Source organism: Enterococcus sp. DIV0175, assembly GCF_050529075.1.
GTDB classification, from domain to species: Bacteria; Bacillota; Bacilli; order Lactobacillales; family Enterococcaceae; genus Enterococcus_B; species Enterococcus_B thailandicus.
Genome location: NZ_CP172880.1, coordinates 726815 through 750954, shown reverse-complemented (window position 1 = coordinate 750954; position 24140 = coordinate 726815). Strand labels below are relative to the sequence as shown.

The following is a 24140-nucleotide window of genomic DNA, read 5'->3' as shown; positions in this document are numbered from 1 at the left end:
TCTCTCTCCTTATGCAATCGCTAAATTTTCACAAACCTCTTCTTTACTTAATGCATCTGCTAACTGAACAACGTTGTCAACATCACTACAATATAAGGCTATTTGTTGAACTAACGCTAAATGTTCTTCTCCGACACCTGCGATGCCGAATAACACAGTCGCAATTTTTTCCTCATTTTCTGTTCCAAAATTGACTCCCTCGGGTACTTGTACTACACAGATACCAGATTTCTTAACATATTTTTTTGCTGAATCTGTCCCATGAGGAATAGCAATAAAGTTTCCCATATAGACAGATAACATCTCATCACGTTGAATCATTGAGTCGATGTATGCTTCATCCACGCAGCCCGCCTCAACTAACTTTTCTCCGCAATAACGAATCGCTTCTTCTTTAGAAGCAAATGCTTGGTTTAATTCGATCATACTAAAATCTAGTGCTTTCATCGTTTTCTCCTTTTTTAAGCAGATTTTTTAAGCTGTTGCGCAATGGTTTCGTAATGTTTGATTTGAACCATGCTTTCAACTGGTAAGTGAAGAGCATTTGGTGCAAGCTCTTGAATTTCTTTCGTCAAATGTTCTTTAGCAAGTACCAATGAATGTTCATCATCAGCTAATTCATCAATCTTGATTTTTTTTAATGGAATTTGAATATCATTTTTTTGAAGCACTTCCTTTAAGACATTGATTCCCATCGTTGCCGATCCTGCTCGTTGGTCGTGGACAATCACGATTTTTTGGATTTTACTCATGTCTTGTGGTCCGATTTCGATTGATGGTTCGTCCATTAGTTCCCTAGTTTCGGTTGTTTCTTTTTGGCTTAATTGTTGGATTACCTCGTCATATCTCGGTGAATTCAAGAAGTTTTCAACTGCAACAAACTGTGCATGTGGTGCTTTTTGTTTTGCTCGTTCTTGCAATTCAACTTGGGTAATAATTAGCGTCCCTTCTTCATCTACTAACTGACTAATCGCTTGATTTGTCACGGTTTGTGGAAGACCAGCTTTCTGAACCATTTTTCTTAAAATTGAAGCTCCCATTGCACTTGAACCCATACCTGCATCACAGGCAAAAATAATTTTTTTAGTTGATGAAAATGCCTCTGGACGAATAGTCAAGCCTTTAGCAGTTTGTTTGGCTTGTTTCATTTCTTGAACCGATTGCTCAAAACTTTCTGATTCTTCTCGAGCATCTGCCTTTAAAATAACTACAGAAATTGCAAATGAAACGATGGTTGCAACTCCAATACCTAATAACACTGGTAGATAAGAACTAAGTGGTGCCATTGCTAAAATAGCAATAATTGATCCGGGTGAAGCTGGCGCGCGTAGTCCTGCATCTAATAATTGGAAAATGAAACTTCCTGAAATTCCGCCTGCAATTACCGACAAGAACAAAAGCGGTTTCATCATGACGTATGGAAAATAGATTTCATGGATTCCACCTAAGAAGTGGATAATGATTGCACCGGGTGCAGAAGATTTTGCTGCGCCTTTGCCAAAGAAAGTAAAAGCTAATAACACACCTAAGCCAGGGCCAGGATTGGCTTCTAATAAGAACAAAATTGATTTGCCTGCTGTTGCGACTTGCTCTGTTCCAAGTGGTGTTAAAATGCCATGATTGATTGCATTATTCAAAAATAAAATTTTCGCTGGTTCGATAAAAATATTCGTAAGTGGAATTAAGTGCGCGTTTAAAATAACTTCTACACCTTGGGCCATCGCTTGTGTCAAGCCATCCACAACTGGACCAATCCCGGTAAAACCAACTAGAGCTAAACCAAAACCAATCAATCCTGCTGAAAAATTATTAACTAACATTTCAAATCCTGATTTAATTCGTGATTGAAATACCTGATCGAATTTTTTTATTGCATAACCGCCCAAAGGCCCCATAATCATCGCGCCAAGCATCATTGGAATATCTGTCCCCACGATGACGCCCATCGTTGCGATGGCTCCGACAACTGAGCCTCGATCACCTGCGATTACTTTTCCACCAGTGTAACCAATCAATAGCGGGATCAAGTAAGTCAGCATTGGACCAACCATTGTCGCAAATTGTTCATTCGGTAAATAGCCATCTGGAATAAATAAAGCTGTTAGGACACCCCATGCTATTAGTGCTCCAATGTTGGGCATCACCATACTAGACAAGGTACTTCCTAATTTTTGAACACGTGCTTTCAGTGAGACTTTTTCTTTGGTATTCATCGTCTGCTCCATTTTTTTAGCTCCTTTTCTTCTTTATGGCTTAATTGTATCCGCTTACTAAATACATAAATAGTCGTACTTTGGCACAAAGGTTTGTGCCAAAACATGGAGAGTATAAAAAAAAGAGCACGACGATTGTCGTACTCTTTTTTCAAAATAAACGGTGTTCCAGAAGTAACTTCTTCCAAATAAGCTCAAATTACTTAAAAATTTGAGAAGCAATTTCTGGTAATTTTTTTATTTATTGGAGTTGAACACTTCTTTCACAGCCTTCTCCTCGGTGTTCCCAAAACAACTCCTCCATATAGCTTGCGTCATTTCAAAAGATGAAAAACTATTTTTGAGTGCCTACTCGCTATCTTGTCAGAGCTAAGCGTTTTGCGCCACAACCTTCGCCTCGGTGTTCCCCAAGCAACTTCTCGAAATAATTCATAACTGTCCAAAAACATGAAAAGCTATTTTTGTCAGTTGCTCATTATTTTTTCGAAGCTGAACGCTTGGCACCACAACCTTCTTTTACAGTTCACTAATATTCATTCATTTTAACTATAAATTTTCACTCAAACTTAGTGGTGTTTTTTTCCAAAATTGCTTGCACTTCTGACACAGTTTTCGCATCGCTTAACGCAATCACTTGTTCAATTTCCGCACAAAAAAATGCCAGTTCTTGTAACATTGGTAATTGCTGTTCCTTTTTGAAGGTAACCGCAAATAGAATTGTGGCAATTTTTGGCTCTTCTTTAGTTCCAAAGTTAACCCCGTCAGGCACTTGGATAAGTGAGATGCCTTCTTTAACTACCAGTTCTTCGTTGCCATGAGGTAGGGCAACAAAGTTACCAATATAAACGCTCATCAATTCTTGACGTTCGATCATTGATTCAGTGTACCCCGCTTTTACCCAGCCTTGGTTAGTTAACCATGCCCCAATATTTGTCAGCGCATCTTGCCAATCACTGAAAGTTTGATTCAATTGAATTCTTTCTGTGGCTAATTCCATTTTTGTCTCCTCTCCGTTTCTTTTTTCATTCCTTTACTTTTTCATCTCATCAATCAAAATTTTTGCCAACAATTGATAGACGATTGCTTGATTACCTGACTGAAAAATTTCTAAGTTCAAGTCATTCATAATCATTGCTGCACTGATTTTTCCTAGTAATCGGCTATCTGTTTCCTCAATTGGTGAGGGAGCGAGCATTAGCATCATTCGTTCAAGCGTGATTGATTGCTTGTCCATTCCTTCAATTGTGATTGGTTGCTTCAACTCGAAGATACAAAAAACTGGAGCTGCCACTGCTGAACTAGATGTGTGAAACAAGCCCATAGTTGTTTTAGGAATCCCAATTGGTGATTGTTGATACCGTCGCATTAATTTTTCTTGGACGTCTTTTTCATCTGTAAGTAAATTCGTTGGTAAAAAAGAAAGAACCTGCTTTATAATCTCACTTAGTTTGTCTTCATTACTGATTTCTTGAATAAAAAAGCGAGAAAGTAACTGATTGATTTTTTCCATCACAGCTAAAGTTTGTTCGTATTGATCTGCTAAAATTGGCTCAGATGTAGTCGTTTTTTCTGCTGGCAAAGGATGAGCGCTTCTCACTTTTTGAAAAGCTTGTTTCAAACGTTTGATTTCATCTTCTAACAATAAGGGTGACACCAACAAATAATTTCCTGTGTATCCCGGTAAAACGGAAGTCGAAATGACCACATCATATGTTTTTTTAAGATTTACTTTTTTGATATCTGCAATCCGATAAAACTCCAGTTGACTAATCGAAGGAAAATACCGTTTCAAGCGCATTTCTAGCATACTAGTTGAGGCCAAACCACTTGGAGAAAAAGCGGCAATACGGATCGAACTTTCTTTTGGACTACGTTCAAGTGAACTAGCAAAATGTAAAACCATATAGGCAATTTCTTCATTGGATAACTGTTTTTCTTGAAAGACTTGATTAACTGCGGATCGAATGGCGGTAGTCAGTTCCTCGTATTGAACCATGATTTTTTCAAGAATCGGATTCGTCAACGTTTCTTCTTGCAAAATCGCTCGAGAAAATACCCCAGACAAATGTGTTAGTAACATTTTATAAAGGCTTTCATCTTCATAAAAACGTACATCTGTTTCTTCGCTAACTAATGTAATCAGCTGTTTTACTAGATAAGCAAGCTGTGTATCAAAATGTTCATCAAAGAAATCTTTATCAAATGAATTAGAAAAATCATTCAACAAACTTGCAAAAAAGACAATTTCATTCACTGGATAAAGTTGTTGGCTTTCTTTTCCGATAATAGCAAAAAGTCGCTTGGCGATTTGTAAAAACTCTTTATTGGCTAAACCTAAATATGTTTCATTCGTCAAAAACTGATTTTTTTTCACCCGATCCATCGTCAGCGTCAATATCAAAATCAGATGTGCTAATTTGCGGTCACTCAGCTCATTTTTTTTGCCAATCAGCTCTTCACTAATCATCTTTCTCACTAAAAAGAAATTTTCTAACTGAATAAATTGAAAAAAATAATTTGAACTTTTTTGTTCTTTCATCAGATGAAACAATTCATATTCATTAATTTCCAATTCCAACACATTCGCCGCCAATAAACGTCGATATTTTTCTGGGCCAACGATTTCATATCCTTGGTTACGAACAATTTTTAAAGGCAAGTGTTCGATACTTGCTTCAAGTTGCTTGATATCTGCATAAAATGTTGTATTACTGACTAAATAAGTTTCCAAAAAATGTGCTAAACTCAACGGCTGTGCTGTCAATAAAATCGCTAATAAAATCGCATGTTGTCGCTCCAATGTCGAAAGCTCTTCGCCACCTTCATCATTGATTTCTGCTAATAGTTTCGACTTGGTTTCAGTTGTCGCATCAATCAAGAACGAACCACGCGTTACTTTTTTTAATTGCGCATCAACTGCTTTCAACGATAAAGCTAACTGATCTAGCTCACGATAAACTGTTCGCTTGCTAACTTTTAAGACCGTCATCATTCGATCTACGGACACTGGTGTGGAACTGTGTAACAACTCACTAATCAATTGTTTTTCCCTTGTGGACAAGTACATGCTCAACTCCTCCTTTCATCCATTGTTCATAGGTTGTTGTTAAAACGAAATGTTCAACTAAAACAATCTTGGAGAGTTCTGCTAACTGGGGATACTTGTGGAAGAAAGCAGTTGTAGCAACATAAATGGTTTCTTTTTCGCCTACTAACTGTTCAATTGGTAGCTTGCTAATGGAAAGTGAGCGTCCCTGTTTCTTCGCTAATTGTGCTAGGATCGTCATGCCCATCGTTTGTGAGCCTCGAATATTTTCAGCGTATAAAAACACAACCTTTTCAGTTTCGTTTCTGTCCATTTCTATGGCAATTTCTGCGGATTTCTCCATGTGAGTAGTTGTTAAAAGAAAGCTTTTAATCTTTGGTAAAGAATTCTCTACTTCCAAAAAGTGATCCAAGGAGAGAATTTGGCTATTTGGTGCTTGCTGTTGTGCGAGCACTGTCAGTTCACTTTGAACAATAATTAGTTGATCTGGTTGATCTTTGACTTGATAAATCGAAGCATAATCAACGCTTGCAGGTAAGTTTGCGACTTGTAGTTGTTTCTTTAATAGCGCAGCACCCATCGCACTTGAGCCCATTCCCGAATCACAAGCAAAGATAATTTTTTTATTTTTCGCTAGTTGCATTTCTTCACGTTCCTCATCATTTGACTTTTCTTGTTCAACATTCACTGCTTCTTTCCTTAGTAAAAACAATGCACAACTAAACGTCACTAGAATACTCACTAAAATACCAAAGCTAACGGCTAAAAGCTGATTTGTCGGCGTATTCGTCAAAATAACGATTAATGAGCCCGGTGAGACTGGCGCACTTAACCCTACATGCAATAACTGAAACAGAAAGGTTCCGCTAGCACCGCCCAAAATGACTGCCAATACAAGTTTTGGTTTGATTAATACAAAAGGGAAATAAATTTCATGGATACCACCAATAGCTTGGATCATTAGCGCACTCCCTGCATTGGTTTTGGTTTCTCTTCTTCCCTGAAAAAGAATCGCAAGCAACACACCAATCCCAGGCCCCGGATTCGCCTCCATCAAGAATAAAATTGATGAGTTTTCTTGTTGAGTAAATTCAATGCCAAGTGGTGTCAAAATTCCATGATTGATAATATTATTAAAAAACAATACTTTGAGTGGTTCCAACAAGACATGAGCTAACGTAAGCATTTTCATTTCCGTCAACCAAAGAATAGCTTGTGAAATCATTTGGCTAACCGAAGAAATGAGAGGCGTAATCACAATCATTCCCAGCAGACAACATACACCACCGATGATTCCTACAAGTAAATTATGAATCAACATCTCGTATCCAATCGTAAACTGTTCTTTAACTTTATTTTCAAAAAAATCATACACTTTTCCTGCTAACGTTCCCATAATCATGGCTCCCACAATTTGTGGCGCAGTTGAACCAACAATGATTCCTAGCGTAGCAATTGCGCCAACAATTGCTCCACGTTGATTTCCAGTAATTTTCCCACCTAGATAACCAATCAAAATCGGTAATAACAAATGAAGCATCCACTCGCTCACTTCATTCAGCCTCTGGGCTAATTCTCCAGAAAAATAAGGCGTTAGAAAAGAAAGAAATCCCCAAGCAATAAAAATACTTAGGTTTGGCATAATCAATTGGCTCAATTTATGTCCAAGTTTTCGTAGTCCCAAGCTTTTGGTCGTTATGTTTTCTACCAAGTGATTTTCCTCCCCACTTCCTTACACTTCAGGATGATCATCTGAAGAGTCACTATTAAAGTATAACAAAGAACCCAAAGCGTCCACAAAATTTTTATGTAGTTCACATCTAATCTATTCTTTTTTAGAAAACTTCTTGACATATAGTTAGGTACCGAACTATAATCGAAACAAGAAAATAATTCGGTACCTAACTAATTATTTTTGTATGAATGGAGGTTCTACAAATGAGTGAACTTTTACAAAAGTCGAAAAAGAAAATCCACGAAAGTCAAACACTTTCATTAAAAGAAATTGAAAAAGTAAAAATCGAGCTTGAAGCTAAAGCACGATTATTTCAAACAAGCTTTGGATTAATCAAAAAAGGAGTGATGGCCTAAGCTCATCACCCCTTGGTTTATCTAACTTATTTGATTTTCAAAGTCAACGCGTTCAAAGCAACTACGACTGTGCTGAGTGACATCAAGACAGCACCAACAGCTGGGCTTAATAAAATACCAATTGGCGCTAAAATCCCGGCAGCCAAAGGAATTGCGATAATATTGTAGCCTGCTCCCCACCAAAGGTTTTGAATCATTTTTCTTCTTGTTTGTTTTGCTAAATCTAAGAAATGCAAAATATCATTGGGATTACTATTGGTTAAAACGACATCTGCTGAATCAATTGCCACATCTGTTCCGGCACCAATTGCCATACCGATTGTTGCACGAGCTAGACTTGGTGCATCATTGATCCCGTCACCAACCATAATGACTTTTTTACCTTGTTGCAAATAATTTTGCACGATTTTCTCTTTATCATCAGGCAACAATCCCGCATAAAAATCATCGATTCCTAAATAATGTGCTACTGCCTGAGCAGCACTTTCATTATCACCGGTCAACATGACTGGTGTGATTTTGCGATCTTTCAATGTTTGGATAAATTGTTTTGCTTCTGGTTTCACGACATCACCTAGTGCAATCATTGCCACCAATTGGTCTGCTAAAAGTAAAAAGCTAATCGTATTTCCTTGTTCTTGATAACTGTGGAGTAACTCTGGTTTTACAACGAAGCCAAGTCGTTTGATTTCTTTTTCATTCACGATTTTGACTTCCTGATTGTTCACCGTGCCAGCTAAGCCAACACCTGCTAAATTTTTCAAATTTTCAGCTTTAGCTGGTGTAATTTTTTGCTCTTGCAGATAGCTCATGATCCCGATTGCTAATGGATGGTTGGCATTTGCTTCTAGCGCACCAATCATTTCAAGTGCTTCCTGTTTCGTTACAGAATCAGTTAGCATTTCAACACCTGTGACCGTAAATTTTCCTTGCGTCAAGGTTCCGGTTTTATCTAACATGATGACATCCAAATCAGTGGCTTGTTCTAAAGCATTGCGATTTTTCAACAGCAAGCCGTTTTTTGCAGCAATTGATGTTGAACGAGCTACAACTAAAGGAATTGCCAAACCTAGTGCATGGGGACACGCAATAATAAAGACCGTCACCATTCGTTCTAACGCGGTAGGTAAATCGGCAACAACTAGCCAAATAATAAATGCTAAGATCCCTGCAATCAACGCAACGTAAAACAACCACTTAGCAACCTTGTCTGATAAAGATTCTAATTTTGATTTTTCACTTTGTGCTTTACGAACCATTTCCATTACTTTCGCAAGGTATCCATTTTCACCTGTACCCGTAACTTTGATTTCAATCGTGCCTTCACCATTGACTGATCCGCCAATTACGCGGTCATCAACTTGTTTTTTGACTCCTTTTGATTCACCCGTAACAGCTGATTCATCGACAATCGTATTTCCTTTGATGATGATGCCATCTGTCGGCATTTTATCTCCTGAGCGTACGACTAGATGATCACCTTCATGAACTTCTTTCAAAGAAATTGTTTCTTCCGTCCCATCTTCTTTGATTCGCTTAACTGATTCAGGCAATAACTCTGCTAGCTTTTGCAACGCATTACTTGCATTTGAAACAGCATTCATCTCAATCCAATGGCCCAGTAACATAATGACGATTAAAGTAGCTAATTCCCAGAAAAAGTCCATCACATGTGCATGTGGGTTAACTAAATTCGCGATAAAAGAGTACAAACTATAAATATATGCAACAGAAATCCCCATTGCAATCAAGGTCATCATTGCCGGACTCTTTTGCTCTAATTCCATTTTGGCACCACTTAAAAATGGTTGACCACCATAAACAAAGAGAATCGTAGCTAAAACAAGGACAACCCATTCAGAACCAGGAAAGCTGATTTGAAAAGGCAGTTCCAAGCCCATCATTGGTGACAAAAGAATGATTGGAATAGCTAAAACAAGGGACAACCAAAATTTCTGCTTAAAATTCCCCATATGCATGGAGTGATCCATCCCACCCATATCGTGGTCATGCATATGTCCATGCATTGAATGATCCATTCCGCTCATATCATGTTCGTGATTCATTCCTTCATGCTTCGAGTGATCTATCCCACCCATATCATGGTCATGCATATGTCCATGCATTGAATGATCCATCCCGCTCATGTCATGCTCGTGATTCATTCCTTCATGCTTCGAGTGATCCATCTCACTCATGTCATGCTGATGCTTTTGCTTGTCCATTTCTTGCTTTTCATGAGCCTCCTGACTCGCTGAATGCTGCTCATCGTGAGACATCTGATCCTGCATCATTTTTTCATGATCGTGTTTCGACAATTCATTCTGTTTTTCTGATTCTTTCATCTCGATCCCTTCTTCACTTCAATTATTTTTTCATTTTCCGATTCAAACTTAATGAATTAAGTAGCACACTGACTGAACTAAATGCCATCGCGCCACCAGCGATAATCGGATTCAACAAACCAAACGCAGCAAATGGAATCCCAATTGTATTGTAAACAAAAGCCCAAAAAAGATTTTGTTTGATTTTCTTCAACGTAGCACGAGATAGGTCAATCGTTTGCTCAACAGCCATTAAATTGCTATTCATCAAAGTAACATCCGCTGTTTCCATGGCAATATCCGTTCCACTTCCCATCGCTAAACCAACATCAGCTAAAGCAAGAGCTGGGGCATCATTGATTCCATCACCAACCATGCCGACTTTCTGACCCGTTTGTTGTAATCGTTGAACATAAGCGGCTTTCTCATCTGGCAGTACTTCCGCAAAAATATGATCTGAATCAAGCCCTACTTGTTTACCAATCACATTAGCAGCAAGTTTGTTGTCACCCGTCACCATGTACACTTCGATTTTTTGTGCTTGAAGTTTTGCAATTGCTTGTTTTGCTTCTGGTTTTACTGCATCAGCTACTGCAATCAATCCTAAAACTTGCTTCTCATCAGCCAAATACATGACTGTTTTTCCTTCTCGTTCTAAGTGTAGCGCTTGTTCTTCCAATGACGCAACTGATAGGCTTAATTGAGCTAAGCGTTTTTTTGTCCCAGCAAAATATTCTTGCTGATTGATTCTCCCACTGATTCCGGCGCCCGGATGTGCAGTAAATTCACTCACTTCATAAGGAGCAATCCCGTTTTTTTTGCTATAATCATTGATTGCTTTTGCTAAAGGATGCTCGGAAGCTTGTTCCAAACTATGAAAGAGTTTAACAACTTCTGTTGAACCAATCACATCAGTTACTTGAGGTGCTCCTTGTGTAATCGTTCCTGTTTTATCTAATAAAATACTCGTAAGTCCCGCCGCTTCTTCTAACGCTTCGCCGCCTTTAATCAAAATACCATTTCGTGCGCCGACACCTGTTCCAACCATAATTGCTGTTGGTGTTGCCAATCCTAAGGCACAAGGACAAGCAATCACTAAAACGGATACGCTGTGAATCAAAGCCAATTGCCAATCACCTGTAAGCCATCCAGTTAAAACCAACGTAAAGAAAGCAACAACTAAGACTACAGGTACAAAAATACCAGAAATACGGTCAGCAATTTGTTGAATTGGTGCCTTACTTCCTTGGGCATCTTCTACCATTTGGATGATTTGAGCTAACACGGTTTGACTACCGACTTGGGAAACTTGAATTTGTACTAGACCAGTCGTATTCACTGTTCCTCCAAAAACGGCGTCACCAAGATGTTTTTCCACCGGCAAACTTTCCCCTGTCAACATGCTTTCATCCATCGCACTACTTCCGTAAATGATTTTCCCATCTGTCGGAATTTGCTCACCAGGGCGAATCACTAAACAATCTCCCACTGTAACGTCTTCGATCGCAATCGTTTCTTCGACACCATCAACTAATTTCTGAGCTGTCTTCATCTGTAGCGACATCAATTGCTTGATAGCATCGCCTGTCTTGCTTTTGGCTGTATGCTCTAAATATTTTCCTAATAAAATCAAGGTGATGATCATACTGCTACTTTCAAAATACAAATCATTGGTTGTACTTGAAAAAAATCCGTTATAAATGCTTAATAGAAAAGCAGCAGTCGTTCCAAGAGCGACCAAAACATCCATGTTTGGTGCCTTGGTTTTCAGTGCATGATATGCACCTTGGTAAAAACGTGCACCCACGTAAAACTGGACGGGAAACGCCAGAAGCAGTTGGACCATTGGTTGATGGAAAAATTGAACAAGTGCGCCATGATTTCCTAACATCATGGCAATCATTGATGCCATTAATGGAAAAGTTAAGAGTGCGCTTAAAACTAAATCTCGTTTCATTTTTCGTAAGTACGCTTTTTTTTCTTCAGCAATTTTTTGTTTGTGTTCTTCGTCATATAAAATTGCGCCGTACCCAATTTTTTCGACACTTTGAATCAATGCCTCAGAAGAAGTCTCAGCATATTTGACACTTGCTTTTTCCGTTGCTAAATTGACCGTTGCCGAAATCACTCCTGGTTGTTCTTTTAATTCTTTTTCCACTCGTGCAGAGCAGTTTGCACAAGTCATACCAGTAATCACCAAGGTAGTCATTTGTGGTGTTTCAGTCATTCAATCACCTCTGCAGGATATCCTAGTGCTGTAATTTTTTCTTTGATTTGGTCTGATTGAATTTGACTTTCGTCGAATTTGACCATGCCCTTCGCTTTTTTCAGATTTACTTTTACCTTTTGAACACCTGGTAATGTTTGAAGTGTTTCTTCAACCTTTGCTACACAATGATTACAGCTCATACCTTGAATTGAAAATTGTTGTTTCATCCTAAATTCCTCCTTATGATTTACACGTACATTGTCCGGGGATACAATTGCAAGCAATTGTTGCCACTGGTTCTTTTTGTTGCAACTGTTCCATAATTTTATCGATATCTGCTTGTGTCAAAGTGGCTTCTTCCACTAGGTCAGCAATCGTCTCACCAACTTTTTTTGCACAAATATGTGAAAATAAATTTTCTGTTGCGCTACGAACCGTTTCCATTTCAGAAACTGCCGGATGATAAATAAATTTTTTCCCCTCTTGCTGCGTCCACACAACTTCTTTTTTCACTAGTCGGCCCAGTAACGTTTTGACAGTAGCAGCTTTCCAGTCCATTGAATCCGCTAAAATTTGAGTGATCTCTTGCGCAGTCGTTTGGTTCAATGTCCAAATCACTCGCATTACTTCCCACTCAGAATCACTAATTTTAACAGGCATTTTCGTTTTTACCATTGCTTTCACCCCTCTTCGTTTACACTTGTAATCTTTAAAGACAAACTTAGTTTACAACTGTAAACAAAAACTGTCAACTCTCTTTACTTCTTTTTTGCTCGATTAATTTTTGAAAGAAAATTTTTTGATCTCTTTTGCTTTTTAGAATGATTACTTGTAGTTCATTGGGTTGCTCCTGCAAAATTTGTTCTAGTCTCACTGCTTGGTTGTTGGGAAATCGCCAAATGTAGAGAAGAAAATCTAAGTATTCTCGATCAAATTTTTCCTGAAATGTTTTTGGCATATCTGGTCTAGAATCTGGATTATTTTTTCGTTTGATTGAACGAGAAATTACTCGAAACAAGGACAGTAGACGTGGTACTTTTAAGAGGATAAGTATGTCCGCATGTTGGAACCGTAAGTCACTTGTTCCTAAATAATTGCCATCCACGATCCAGTTTTCATTTGTGCGGATAAACTTTTCTTGCTCTGCCTGAAACCAAATTTGAGCCTCTTCGCTATAGTCTGTTTGATGCCACAAAAAATCCAGTGGCAATAAACTGGCTCCTGTTACTTGTTGAAGTTTCCGAGCAAATGTTGACTTCCCTGAACCAGAATTGCCCATGATCAAATAATTCATTGATAAATCCTCCCTCTCTATTTTCTTGATTTCATTCCTACTTATGAATATGTATAGTTTTTACGATACACAAAAAAATAGGATCTGACAAACTAATCACTAGTTAGCTTGTCAGACCCTATGGCAACTTATTCTTTCACTTTTATTACTTAATTACTGAATTATGCTTGTGGAATTGTTTCTGATACAGGAACTTCTTTGTTCTTATCACGACGTGCAATCGCAGGTAAGATCATTCCTAGTAAAATCAACACAATTGGTGTAATGATATTTGAAATCAATTGGAACCACCAAGCTTTTGGATCAGCTGCGTATTCGATTTTTGGAACCATACCTAAGATACAAGCAAATGCTGTAAATGCAAAACACCATGCACCGAAGATATAACCGATTTTAGGATTCTTAACAAATTTATACTCTGAAGTGAATTTTTTATATGCTTTATTCAACATCATGTAAGCCAAGAATACCCATAGATAACGCATTGGCATTACAACTGAGTTTAAGTTAGTCAACCATTTAACTAATTCATTCATGTCTTTGATACCGAAAATTGGTAGTAAGATAATGATACTTACTAAAATCCCTGTTAAGAAATAACCGTTGACCAAAGTCCCTTTACGATTACGTTTACGCAACCAGTTTGGTACGAACTCTGGATCAGCATCAGCTAACAAGATTTTTAGTGGCGCGTCAATTGAGAAGGCCAAAGCAGAAATTTGCCCAACCATATTTGTTAACGCATAGATAATCATTAGTGCATTTCCAATTCCATAGTAATTACCTAAAATTTGGAAGGCACTGTAAGCACCATTTGCCATTAAGTCTTTGGGAATATTGTCACTTGCAAATAGCATACCCATTGCAACTGAACCTAATACTGCACAAACACCAACCATTGCTGCTAAGAAAATCATTCCTTTTGGAAATTCTTTTGCAGGATTTCTTGTTGAGTTTACGTAAGGAGAGATTTTTTCTGCTCCACCTACTGCGAAAACTAACATTGAAACGGTTGTGAAGTAACTAAAATCAAATGTCGGAATATATGTTTTCACTTGATTCATATGTGGTGTAGCAAATTCCATTGTTGGATTGATGAATGGTGCTGTCACTGCTAGTAAGATGAATAGTAATGACATCACGAACATCGCAGTTCCTGCTAATCCACCGATTACTTTCAATGTTGATAATCCTTTAGTTGATAAGTATAAGAACGCTAAAAAGATTACTAATGAAATAATAGCAACTAATTGAACAGACATCGTATTCACGATATCTCCATTTCCTTGGACTGCCCAGCCAGCGGCAATCAAAATTGCTTGTGGTTTTTGTGCCAAATAAGGAATATGCACAACCCAATAAGTCCATGCAGCGTAATAAGCTAGTCGTTTATTGGAAGTTGTATTTTCAACCCAAGAGCTTACGCCACCTTTACTATCTTTAAATGTTGAACCTAATTGGCCAACAATCAAAGCATAAGGAATAAAATAGATTGCAAGAATCAATAGCCAAGAAGTAATAACGGAAATCCCTTGTTGTGCATAGTTATTCACAACATTTCCCATACCCCAGACCATATTGAATGCAATCAATGCAACTGTGAACCAGCGCAGTTGTTTGTCGTTCATTGTCTCTCTCCTTTGATATAAAGTATCTATTGCACCATGTAATAATAATCACTTTTTTTAACTGTCGCAATAGTTTGTTATTTTAAGTGTGCATTCTTTTATCATAAACACATCATTTTAAAATTATTTTTTCATCATAAAACCAGAAAAATATTTTTTGTTCAAAAAGTTTTCGTCTTATGATACTTGCAAGACATAATTTTCTGAAAAATGAAAATACATTTTTGTTTGCTGCGACTTCTTTTAAAATTACATGAAAAAAATCCAAGAGACCAGCAACAGTGATCTCTTGGATTCGAACATACGTTATTTTTTAGAGCGATAACAAAACTTTTTTACGCATATTTAATTTATCAATATTCATTCATTTAATTTTTTCACTCGCAAACATCTCATTGCATTCAAAACAGCAATCACCGTTACCCCGACATCTGCGAAAACAGCATCACCCATTGAGGCAAAGCCTAATGCACCAAGTAGTAAAACTAGAACTTTCACACCAATTGCAAAGACAATATTTTGTTTCACAATTCGTAATGTCTTACGAGCTACTCGCATCGCGTCTGCAATTTTTGAAGGTTCATCGTTCATGATTACAACATCAGCTGCTTCAATTGCCGCATCGCTTCCTAATCCGCCCATGGCGATTCCGACATCTGCTCTTGCTAAAACGGGAGCATCATTGATTCCGTCACCCACAAAAGCTACTTTGCCAGAACTTTTTGCAAGAATCATTTCTAATTTGTCAACTTTATCTTGAGGAAGCAATTCACTATAAACTTGATCAATTCCTACTTTTTTACCTACAGAATCAGCAATCTTTTTCGCATCACCTGTCAACATGACTGTTTCTTTGACGCCAGCTTTTCTCAACTTATTCATTGTTTCAATTGCATCCTCTTTTAGTGCGTCTGCAATCAATAGGAAGCCGACATATTTTTGGTCAATCGCAACATAAAGTAATGTTCCAACTTCTTCACTCGTAGAAAATGCAATTTGTTTACGCGCCATCAATTTCTGATTACCAACTAAAATATCATGAGCATCAATCACTGCTGAGATTCCCTCACCAGCAATTTCTTCTACTTGTTCACTCACCAATAAAGGACCTTGGTAAGCAGCCAAGACTGATTGAGCGATTGGATGTGTAGAATATTGTTCGGCACTCGCTACATATTGCATAAAAGTTGTTTGATCCATCGTTGTTTCAATTGTTTGAACTGAGAATTCACCTTTAGTTAACGTCCCCGTTTTGTCAAAAACGACTGTTTCTGTTTCTGCAAGTAGTTCAAGGTAGTTACTTCCTTTAACCAATACTCCAATCTTACTTGCGCCACCTATCCCGCCAAAGAAACTCAATGGGACAGAAATCACTAAAGCACAAGGACAAGAAATAACTAAGAACGTCAATGCTCGATAAATCCATTCAGAGAATACGGCACCAGGAACCACTAATGGTGGCACGATTGCTAACAATACCGCTAAAACAACTACGATTGGTGTATAGTAACGCGCAAATTTAGTGATGAAATTTTCGGCTGGTGCTTTCTTACTACTAGCATTTTCAACTAATTCCAATAACTTACTGATTGTTGATTCACCATAAGTTTTCTCAACACTCATTACGATAGGTTGATTTTTATTGATAAAACCGCTGAGAATCATTTCTCCACTGGTTACTTTCCGCGGAACAGATTCTCCAGTTAAGGCAGAAGTATCAACCATAGATTCACCTTCAATAATCTTTCCATCTAGTGGGACTCTTTCACCAGGCTTGATTAAGACTTGTTGTCCTAACTCAACTGCTTCTGGTGAAACATTCTTCCAGCCTTCAGAAGTTTGGACACGGGCTGTATCGGGGCGAATGGCCATCAGTTCACGAATAGATCTTCGTGATTGTTTGACCGCAAATCCTTGGAAATATTCACCTACTTGATAAAATAGCATTACAGCAACTGCTTCAGGATATTCGCCAATAATCATTGCACCAATTGTCGCAATCGCCATCAAAAAGTTTTCATCAAAAATCTGACCCTTGGTTATATTCATAACAGCTTTTTTTATTACATCAAAACCAATTAATCCATAAATAAGGAGATAACCAATTAGGCGAACAATACCAGTTGGCGAGAACCAAATCAAAAGGCCCATTCCTAATGCAGAGATAAGAATACGAAGCAAATCATTTCGACTATTATCATGCTCATGATTATGTCCGTCTCCGTCTTGGTGATTATTTGTAATCTCACTAACCGCCACATCCGGTTCGATTTCTTTAATTGCTTGCTTCGTTTTCGTTTCAACTGTTGCTAAATCTGCTTCGTTTGCAACAATTCGCAACTTACCAGTAGTAAAGTTTACATTTGCTTCCTTCACACCTTCAATTGTCTGTACTTTTTTTTCAATTTTCATTGCGCAATTTGCACAATCTAAGCCATCTAATCGATAATCTTTATTCATTTTCTTTCCCTCCTTGCAATACACATGAATAACTCTTCATAAGTAATTATAAATGAATGTGCATTCATATGTCAACTGGAAGCCTTCTCTTTTTTTCTTTTATTTGACATTTTTCTTTTCTTGTCAAAAATAGCGGACAAAACGATTTCCGTTTTGTCCGCTATTTGATCGTTACTCAAAATAATAGTGATTACTTGGAACAATTTCTGCTCCAAATGGCATCAATGCCAAACGAGCTAATTTGAATGATTGCTTACCAAATGGGATTCCCACAATCGTAATGCACAAAATCAAGCCACTTACAACGTGTGTTAGCGCCAAAGGGAGACCTGATACAATCAACCAAATCAAATTGACAATCAATGAAAAACCACTTTGATGATAAACGACTTCTTTTCCAAATGGAGCAAAAGATAGAGAAGCAAGTTTAAAACATTGTAACCCAATTGGGATTCCAACAATTGTTATACACCATAATACACCGGCAATCAGCCAGCCAAGTCCACCAACTAATCCACCAAAAATAAACCATAAAATATTTCCTAAACAGCTCATACTATTCTCCTTTGCCAAAGTTACTTGAATCTATTATCGCATAAAATGCCAAAAAGGAAGCATGAAAGTTTCGTCATGCTTCCTTTTTAAACTCTTTTTATTAAGTTGCGTTCTTATTTAAAGTGTTCCTAAAGCAACTTCCTCCCAGTAAGTCTAAATTTCACAAAAATATGGAAAACTATTTTTAGAAAAGCATCCTTATTGCTTGAAGCTAATCGCTTGGAACCACAACCTTTATGGATAAATACGGTTCAACAAACGAGGGAATGGGATTGCCTCACGCACGTGATCAATTCCTGAAATCCAAGTAACCGTACGTTCTAGACCCAAACCAAAACCTGAATGAGGTACAGAGCCATATTTACGTAGGTCAAGGTACCAAGAATATTCATTTTCATCTAAGCCATGTTCACGAATTTGTTCTAGTAAAAATTCGTAATCAGTTGCACGTTCACTGCCTCCAATGATTTCGCCGTAACCTTCTGGCGCAATCATATCTGCACAAATCACAACATCTTCACGTGTAGGATGTGGTTTCATGTAGAAAGGTTTGATTGCTTTTGGATAGTTCAAAATGAAAACAGGTTGTTCAAATGAATTTGCAATAAACGTTTCGTGTGGTGAACCGAAGTCCTCGCCCCACTCAATATCATCAAATCCATTTTTCTTCAATAGTTCAATCGCATCATCATACGTGATACGTGGGAAAGGTAATTTAGTATAAGACTTCAAGACTTCTTTATCACGTTCCAGTACATCTAAAGCATAATCACAATTATCTAAGACACTTTGTACTAAGAAAGCCACATATTTTTCTTGGACTTCCAAGCTTTCTTCTTGATGAGTAAAGGCCATTTCTGGTTCAATCATCCAAAACTCAATTAAGTGACGACGTGTTTTTGATTTTTCTGCACGGAATGTTGGTCCAAATGAAAAGACTTTTCCAAATGCCATTGCAGCAGCTTCCATGTATAATTGACCACTTTGAGAAAGATACGCTTTTTGATCAAAATAGTTTGTTTCAAATAAGTCGGTTGTGCCTTCTGGTGCTGAACCAGTCAAAATTGGTGGATCAATTTTAACAAATTGATTCGCATTGAAAAATTCGTACGTTGCACGAATGATTTCATTTCTAATTTGCATAATTGCATGTTGACGTGATGAGCGCAACCATAAATGACGGTGATCCATCAAAAAGTCTGTACCGTGTTCTTTCGGTGTGATTGGATAATCATGACTTTCACCAACAACTTCGATGTTAGTAATGCCAATTTCATATCCAAATTTTGAACGGCTATCTTCACGAATTTCACCAGTAACAGTGATTGCTGTTTCTTGATGTAAGTTCTTAGCTGTTTGGAAAACTTCTTCTGGTACCTCACTTTTGACAACTACGCCTTGGAAAAAGGCTGTTCCATCTCTTAGTTGAAGAAAGGCAATTTTTCCGCTTGAGCGCTTGTTAGCAACCCATGCACCAATTGTCACAGTTTCTCCTACATGGTTTTTCGAATCAATAATTTGAATTTGTTCCACGAATGACTCTCCTTTTTTCTTCCTGTTTTACTTTCAGGATTCATTTTGACTTTTACTCTCAATAAATTGAGCAATCCTTAACACAGCTTCTTCAAGCGTTCCAAGATTTGTCGCATAGCTCAAACGAACATTTTCACTTGCACCAAATCCTTCACCCGTAACTAAAGCAACGCCTGTTTCTTCTAACAGATCTTCGACCCATTCTGTCACATTGCTATACCCACAAATAGTTAACGTTTCTTTCACATTAGGGAACAGATAGAAAGCGCCTTGCGGTTTCGCAAGTTTGACTCCTGGCAATGCTGCCACTAATGGATACAAACGGTTGAGACGTTCTTCAAACGCCTGACGCATTTCTTCTACCGTATCCTGTTCTCCTCTTAATGCCTCAACTGCAGCATACTGACTGACTGCTGTTGGATTGCTAGTCGATTGTGATGCAATCGTGATCATTCCGTCAATGATTGCTTGATTACCAACTGCATACCCAATCCGCCAACCAGTCATGGCATATGTTTTTGAAACACCATTGATGATAATTGTTTGTTCACGAATTGCTTCACCTAATGTGGCAATTGGAGTAAATTCATTGCCATTATAAACTAAACGACCATAAATATCATCTGCAACAATCAAAATATTATTTGCAACGGCCCATTTTCCAATCGCCAACAGTTCTTCTTTGGTGTAAATCATCCCTGTCGGATTAGACGGTGAATTAATAATCACCGCTTTCGTTTTCTCAGAACGAGCAGCCTCTAACTGCTCCACTGTCACTTTGAACTCATTTGCTTCTTCTCCACGAACAAAGACTGGGACACCTTCGGCTAATTTGACCTGCTCCCCATAACTTACCCAGTAAGGAACAGGGATAATTACTTCATCTGAGGGATCAAGAATTGTTTGAAAGAGCGTGTATAAGGCAAACTTTGCTCCGTCAGTAACAATGGTCTGTGAAGATTGATAATCAAGTTGGTAATGCTGTTTTAAATAATCAACAATTGCTTGGCGCAACTCTGGAATTCCAGCAGTTGGTGTATAATAGCTTGCTTTCCCATTTTTGATTGCTTGGATTGCAGCTTCCTGAATATTCTCAGGTGTTGCAAAGTCTGGTTCACCTACTGTTAAGCTTAAGATATCTCTACCTTGGGCTTTCAGTGCTTTTGCTTTGGCTGCCGCTGCAAGTGTTACAGAAGGCTCTAAACGTTGTGCTCTCTTAGATAGTTCCATCCTTTTCATCCCTTCACAGTTAAATATTTTGAATGGTTTTCACTTCATCGCCTGATTCAAATGTAATAAGGTAATAACTTAATGAATTGTCCGTACCTTTAGCGACAACTTCCCAAACAGGCTGATCTTCAAAAATCCCTAGTGTTGCTTTTTCAATTACGGCTTCTGGATGTGCTTCTTGGATTTTTTGTTTGGCTTCTTCTTCTGTTAAACCTTTATTTTGATCCAAGATTTTCACCTTATCACCAGATTTTGGAATGACGACTACAATTTTTTGATTTTTGTCATTCGTCCCCATTAGTGAAAAATAAGTTTTTTCACGCGTATACCAGTAAAACTGATCGACATTTTCCAAATTCGCATATTTTTTTGCAAGAGCTGTTGCTTCTTTTTCCGCCTGTGCATAAGGGCGATTTGATCGCAAATAAAAAATCGAACTAAAGACGATTACTGCTAGTAAAAATACGATCAAACTAAGCAACACGCGATTAATGGTTCTTTCTCTTTTTGATTCTTTCTTCAAGGATCGTCGCTCCTTTATCTTCATTGCATTTCATTATACCAGATTTTTCTCTCAAAATAGGAAGATTACTTTGACTTTATTCTTCGTTTTTTGTTAAGAATTCACTGATTTCTTGGTAGATTACATCAATTGGTTCTTCTTGGACTTTTACTTTTTTCGGTAGAGAACGTAAAATTCTTCCACCATATCTTGCCGTTAACAACCGACGATCTAAAATCAATAACACACCACGATCAGTTTCAGTCCGAATCAGTCGTCCCAACGCTTGGCGTAATTTCAAAGCTGCTTTAGGCACTGATTCCTGATAAAAAGGATTGATTCCTTCTGATTCAAGATAGGCATTTCTAGCTTTTACCATTGGTCGTTTTGGATTATCAAAAGGTAGTCGTGTGACAACAACAATTTGGAGCGCATCTCCGGGCAAGTCGACACCTTCCCAAAAGCTATCAGCACCAAAAAGGACACTCATTTCTGACAACATGAATCGCTTCAATAATTTTTCGCGACTTCCACCAAATCCTTGTGCTAATATTTCTCTGCCTTGTTCCAGCATTCTCATATGCATTTTTTGATAGACTTGTTGCAAAATATCATGCGAGGTGAACAAGACTAAAATAGGTCGCTGTTCTCGTTTAATCAATCCCGTTAGTGTTTTGGTCAAGTATTCGATATATTCCTGACTTGTTACCTGATTCACTGCGGGTGCTTCTGTTGGCAAATAAATTCTGGCTTGGCTTTCATAATCATATGGTGAGGCAATTACTTTCAATGGTGTGCCTTCAATACCCAGTCGTTTTGAAAGATAATTCCGATCCGGTCCAATTTTCAAAGTACCACCAATGTAAAGAATGTGTTGATATCTTGGATACCAAACTGTTGTAGGTAATAACGCTGCTTGAAAATCATGTAGATGAAACATCAATTGCTGTGGACCAGTTCCAAGCACGACCCAGTGAATCAACTGTTCACGCCAATCTTCCAACCATTGCTCCATAAATTGTTGTTGCGTATCTAATTGGTCAAATAAAGCATACAAATTGGCTAGATCCAAGCGCATTTGATTTGACCAGCTTTCTTGAATGATTTCCAAACTTAATTTCAATTGTTCATGAAGCTGATAAATTTCCCGATAGAATAATTGCAGATGATCAATCGCAATCCCTGCCTCAAATGGTAATTCATCTAATAATTCTTTCGTTACCATGACCTCTTCTTGATGACTGTTTCCGTTTTGGTTCAACAACTCCGTCAGACCTTCTGCAATCGTGAACTGTGCCTCACATAAAGAAACTAATTCCTGCCGGTAAATCTGTAACCAACGAGTCACTTCATGATTATCTGGCAAATAACTGCTCATGCGATCAAACAATTGCCCTTCATCATTCAACTGCTGTACTTGTTTATAAAAATGTGCCACACTCAATCTTCGATCATTGATTTTCTCAGCAATTTCAGGCAAATGATGCGCCTCATCAATCAACAAATAGGGGCTCTCAGGTAGTAATGGCTCTTTACGCAACGTTTCTTGGACTAAAAATGCATGATTAACAATCAAAAAATTACTTTGTTTTGCTTTTTTCAATAAAAAGCGAACAAAATCTTGTTCGTAAAATGGCTGATTTGGTGCTAAAAAATGAACGCCACGATGAGCAATATCGTGGAAAAAGACATGGTTCAAATTCGTCAAATGTAATTCATCTAAATCACCGGTTTGTGTTTGTGTCAACCAAACTAAAACCGACATTTGATACAATGCATATTGTTTTTGACTTGGTGCTTCGTTCAGTGTCGCTTTCAACCGTTGAAGATCAATATAATGACGAAAACTTTTGATGATTGTTGCTTGAATCGGTTGATCCAGTAATTGGTTTAGCAAAGGAATGTCTTTCTCGACGATTTGTTGCTGAAGGACTAGTGAAACAGTACTAATAATAGCTGGTTTCTCAGGTGTTGCCAAATAGCTTAGTGGTAACAAGTAGCCAATCGTTTTCCCCATTCCCGTCGCAGCTTCGATCATCAAGTTTTTTTGTTCCTCTTTTTTAGTGAAGTGATCATATACTGCATTCATCAAACGATTTTGTTCTTTACGATACATCAATGTTTCGCCAAACATTCGCTCTTTTGCCTGTTTTTTTCTTGGATAAGTTTGTTTACCGTAGTGAACCTGGGAAAACAGCTCCACTTGTTTCTTCTGTAGTGCAATCCCATCAATGATCTCAATCGAATCATCTAATGGCTGGACTTGCTGTTTCATCTCTTCAACAACACGTGCGATGAATCGGCTCGTATCCATCCCAGTGTATTTACTTAGCCGAACGATTTCTTCCAACGTAACTAATGGCAACTGACGCATGCGTTCTTCAATCAGTAAAAGGAGCTGACCAGTCACTTCCGCATCGCTGTCTGCCTGATGTGGATTTTCATGAATAAATCCTAAACTTTCAGATAAATCGCTCAAGCGAAAACTTGGTTCTGTTGGTAAAAAAATCTGCGCTAATTCAACCGTATCAATCCCCGGAATCTTTAATTCTGGAAGACCACACCGCATCAATTCTTGATTCAAAAATTTATAATCAAAGTAAATATTATGTGCGACAAATACTGTTTCTGCTAAGAGATTGTAAATCGTCGGTGCGACATCTTCAAAATAAGGCGCACGCTGGACGCGTTGGTTCGAAATTCCTGTTAAATGTTGGATTTGTTTTGAAATCTTTCGCCCCGGATTAATGTCGATCGAAAAGCGGGAAGTAATTCGACCAGCTTCAATCATGACGCAGCCAAATTGAATAATACGATCTTCTTTTGGGTTCGTCCCAGTCGTTTCAATATCGACGACTGCATAAGTTGTTGGTTTCAAAATAATTTCCTCTTCTCTTGCCGCTTCATTTACTTTTTTAGTACGGGTGTTTCTTTTGAAATTATACTACAAAGAAGAGGCTGCGACAAAAGTGTTTCACCTTAAAAAGAAAGAACGAACGTTCAAAAATGATTCACACTTTTTTTATCCACCTTTTCTTCCCTTCTCAAAGATTTT

Annotated in this window: 18 protein-coding genes; 1 reads left to right on the top strand and 17 read right to left on the bottom strand. The window is 37.9% G+C overall.

Features of this window, described 5'->3' with window-relative positions; translation table 11 throughout:
* Positions 1 to 9: 9 nt before the first annotated feature.
* The 5 genes from IGJ76_RS03645 to IGJ76_RS03625 all read right to left on the bottom strand — a co-directional run bounded on the left by IGJ76_RS03645 (position 10) and on the right by IGJ76_RS03625 (position 6901).
* Positions 10 to 447 carry a PTS sugar transporter subunit IIA gene (locus tag IGJ76_RS03645; protein WP_067483960.1) on the bottom strand — a complete coding sequence of 146 codons (438 nt, stop codon included), beginning with the start codon at positions 445 to 447 and terminating at the stop codon, positions 10 to 12.
* Between the two features lie 14 nt (positions 448 to 461).
* The gene (locus IGJ76_RS03640) at positions 462 to 2225 is read right to left on the bottom strand and encodes a PTS mannitol transporter subunit IICBA (protein WP_086270645.1); all 1764 of its coding nucleotides are present in this window, start codon (positions 2223 to 2225) and stop codon (positions 462 to 464) included.
* Between the two features lie 544 nt (positions 2226 to 2769).
* Entirely contained in the window at positions 2770 to 3210 is a 441-nt protein-coding gene (locus tag IGJ76_RS03635; RefSeq protein ID WP_067483957.1) for a PTS sugar transporter subunit IIA, read from the bottom strand.
* Positions 3211 to 3243: 33 nt separating this feature from the next.
* Positions 3244 to 5280 carry a BglG family transcription antiterminator gene (locus IGJ76_RS03630; protein WP_067483955.1) on the bottom strand — a complete coding sequence of 679 codons (2037 nt, stop codon included), beginning with the start codon at positions 5278 to 5280 and terminating at the stop codon, positions 3244 to 3246.
* Positions 5246 to 6901 (bottom strand): PTS transporter subunit EIIC, encoded by a 1656-nt coding sequence (locus IGJ76_RS03625; protein WP_082904095.1) that lies wholly within the window; start codon positions 6899 to 6901, stop codon positions 5246 to 5248. Before IGJ76_RS03625 ends, IGJ76_RS03630 begins: the two co-directional genes overlap by 35 nt.
* A gap of 296 nt (positions 6902 to 7197) precedes the next feature.
* Here IGJ76_RS03625 and IGJ76_RS03620 point away from each other — a divergent pair, with 296 nt between their 5' ends.
* On the top strand, positions 7198 to 7350 hold the full coding sequence (locus tag IGJ76_RS03620; protein WP_169819337.1) for a hypothetical protein: 153 nt from the start codon (positions 7198 to 7200) through the stop codon (positions 7348 to 7350).
* A 26-nt stretch (positions 7351 to 7376) separates the two neighbouring features.
* Here the strand turns inward: IGJ76_RS03620 and copB are convergent, their stop codons facing one another.
* From copB to IGJ76_RS03560, 12 genes are all read right to left on the bottom strand, one after another.
* A complete protein-coding gene (gene copB / locus IGJ76_RS03615; RefSeq protein ID WP_270492816.1) occupies positions 7377 to 9548 on the bottom strand; it encodes a copper/silver-translocating P-type ATPase CopB in 2172 nt (723 codons plus the stop codon).
* Between the two features lie 169 nt (positions 9549 to 9717).
* Positions 9718 to 11901, bottom strand: a complete 2184-nt coding sequence (locus tag IGJ76_RS03610) for a heavy metal translocating P-type ATPase (protein ID WP_218658124.1) — start codon at positions 11899 to 11901, stop codon at positions 9718 to 9720.
* Positions 11898 to 12110, bottom strand: a complete 213-nt coding sequence (copZ, locus tag IGJ76_RS03605) for a copper chaperone CopZ (RefSeq protein ID WP_067483947.1) — start codon at positions 12108 to 12110, stop codon at positions 11898 to 11900. The genes IGJ76_RS03610 and copZ overlap by 4 nt, the downstream gene beginning before the upstream one ends.
* Before the next feature lie 13 nt (positions 12111 to 12123).
* Positions 12124 to 12558, bottom strand: coding sequence for a CopY/TcrY family copper transport repressor (locus tag IGJ76_RS03600; protein WP_067483945.1), 435 nt, complete (start codon positions 12556 to 12558; stop codon positions 12124 to 12126).
* 73 nt (positions 12559 to 12631) lie between these two features.
* Positions 12632 to 13177 carry a topology modulation protein gene (locus IGJ76_RS03595; protein WP_071869142.1) on the bottom strand — a complete coding sequence of 182 codons (546 nt, stop codon included), beginning with the start codon at positions 13175 to 13177 and terminating at the stop codon, positions 12632 to 12634.
* Between the two features lie 161 nt (positions 13178 to 13338).
* Entirely contained in the window at positions 13339 to 14805 is a 1467-nt protein-coding gene (locus IGJ76_RS03590; RefSeq protein WP_067483942.1) for an amino acid permease, read from the bottom strand.
* A 360-nt stretch (positions 14806 to 15165) separates the two neighbouring features.
* The gene (locus tag IGJ76_RS03585; RefSeq protein WP_071869144.1) at positions 15166 to 17265 is read right to left on the bottom strand and encodes a heavy metal translocating P-type ATPase; all 2100 of its coding nucleotides are present in this window, start codon (positions 17263 to 17265) and stop codon (positions 15166 to 15168) included.
* Positions 17266 to 17436: 171 nt separating this feature from the next.
* A complete protein-coding gene (locus IGJ76_RS03580; RefSeq protein ID WP_067483938.1) occupies positions 17437 to 17820 on the bottom strand; it encodes a YccF domain-containing protein in 384 nt (127 codons plus the stop codon).
* A gap of 234 nt (positions 17821 to 18054) precedes the next feature.
* A complete protein-coding gene (asnS, locus tag IGJ76_RS03575; protein ID WP_067483937.1) occupies positions 18055 to 19353 on the bottom strand; it encodes an asparagine--tRNA ligase in 1299 nt (432 codons plus the stop codon).
* A 33-nt stretch (positions 19354 to 19386) separates the two neighbouring features.
* The gene (locus IGJ76_RS03570) at positions 19387 to 20583 is read right to left on the bottom strand and encodes a pyridoxal phosphate-dependent aminotransferase (protein WP_270492731.1); all 1197 of its coding nucleotides are present in this window, start codon (positions 20581 to 20583) and stop codon (positions 19387 to 19389) included.
* 19 nt (positions 20584 to 20602) lie between these two features.
* Positions 20603 to 21130, bottom strand: a complete 528-nt coding sequence (locus tag IGJ76_RS03565) for a DUF5590 domain-containing protein (RefSeq protein ID WP_071869146.1) — start codon at positions 21128 to 21130, stop codon at positions 20603 to 20605.
* 52 nt (positions 21131 to 21182) lie between these two features.
* Positions 21183 to 23963 (bottom strand): helicase C-terminal domain-containing protein, encoded by a 2781-nt coding sequence (locus IGJ76_RS03560; RefSeq protein ID WP_071869147.1) that lies wholly within the window; start codon positions 23961 to 23963, stop codon positions 21183 to 21185.
* Positions 23964 to 24140: the final 177 nt, after the last annotated feature.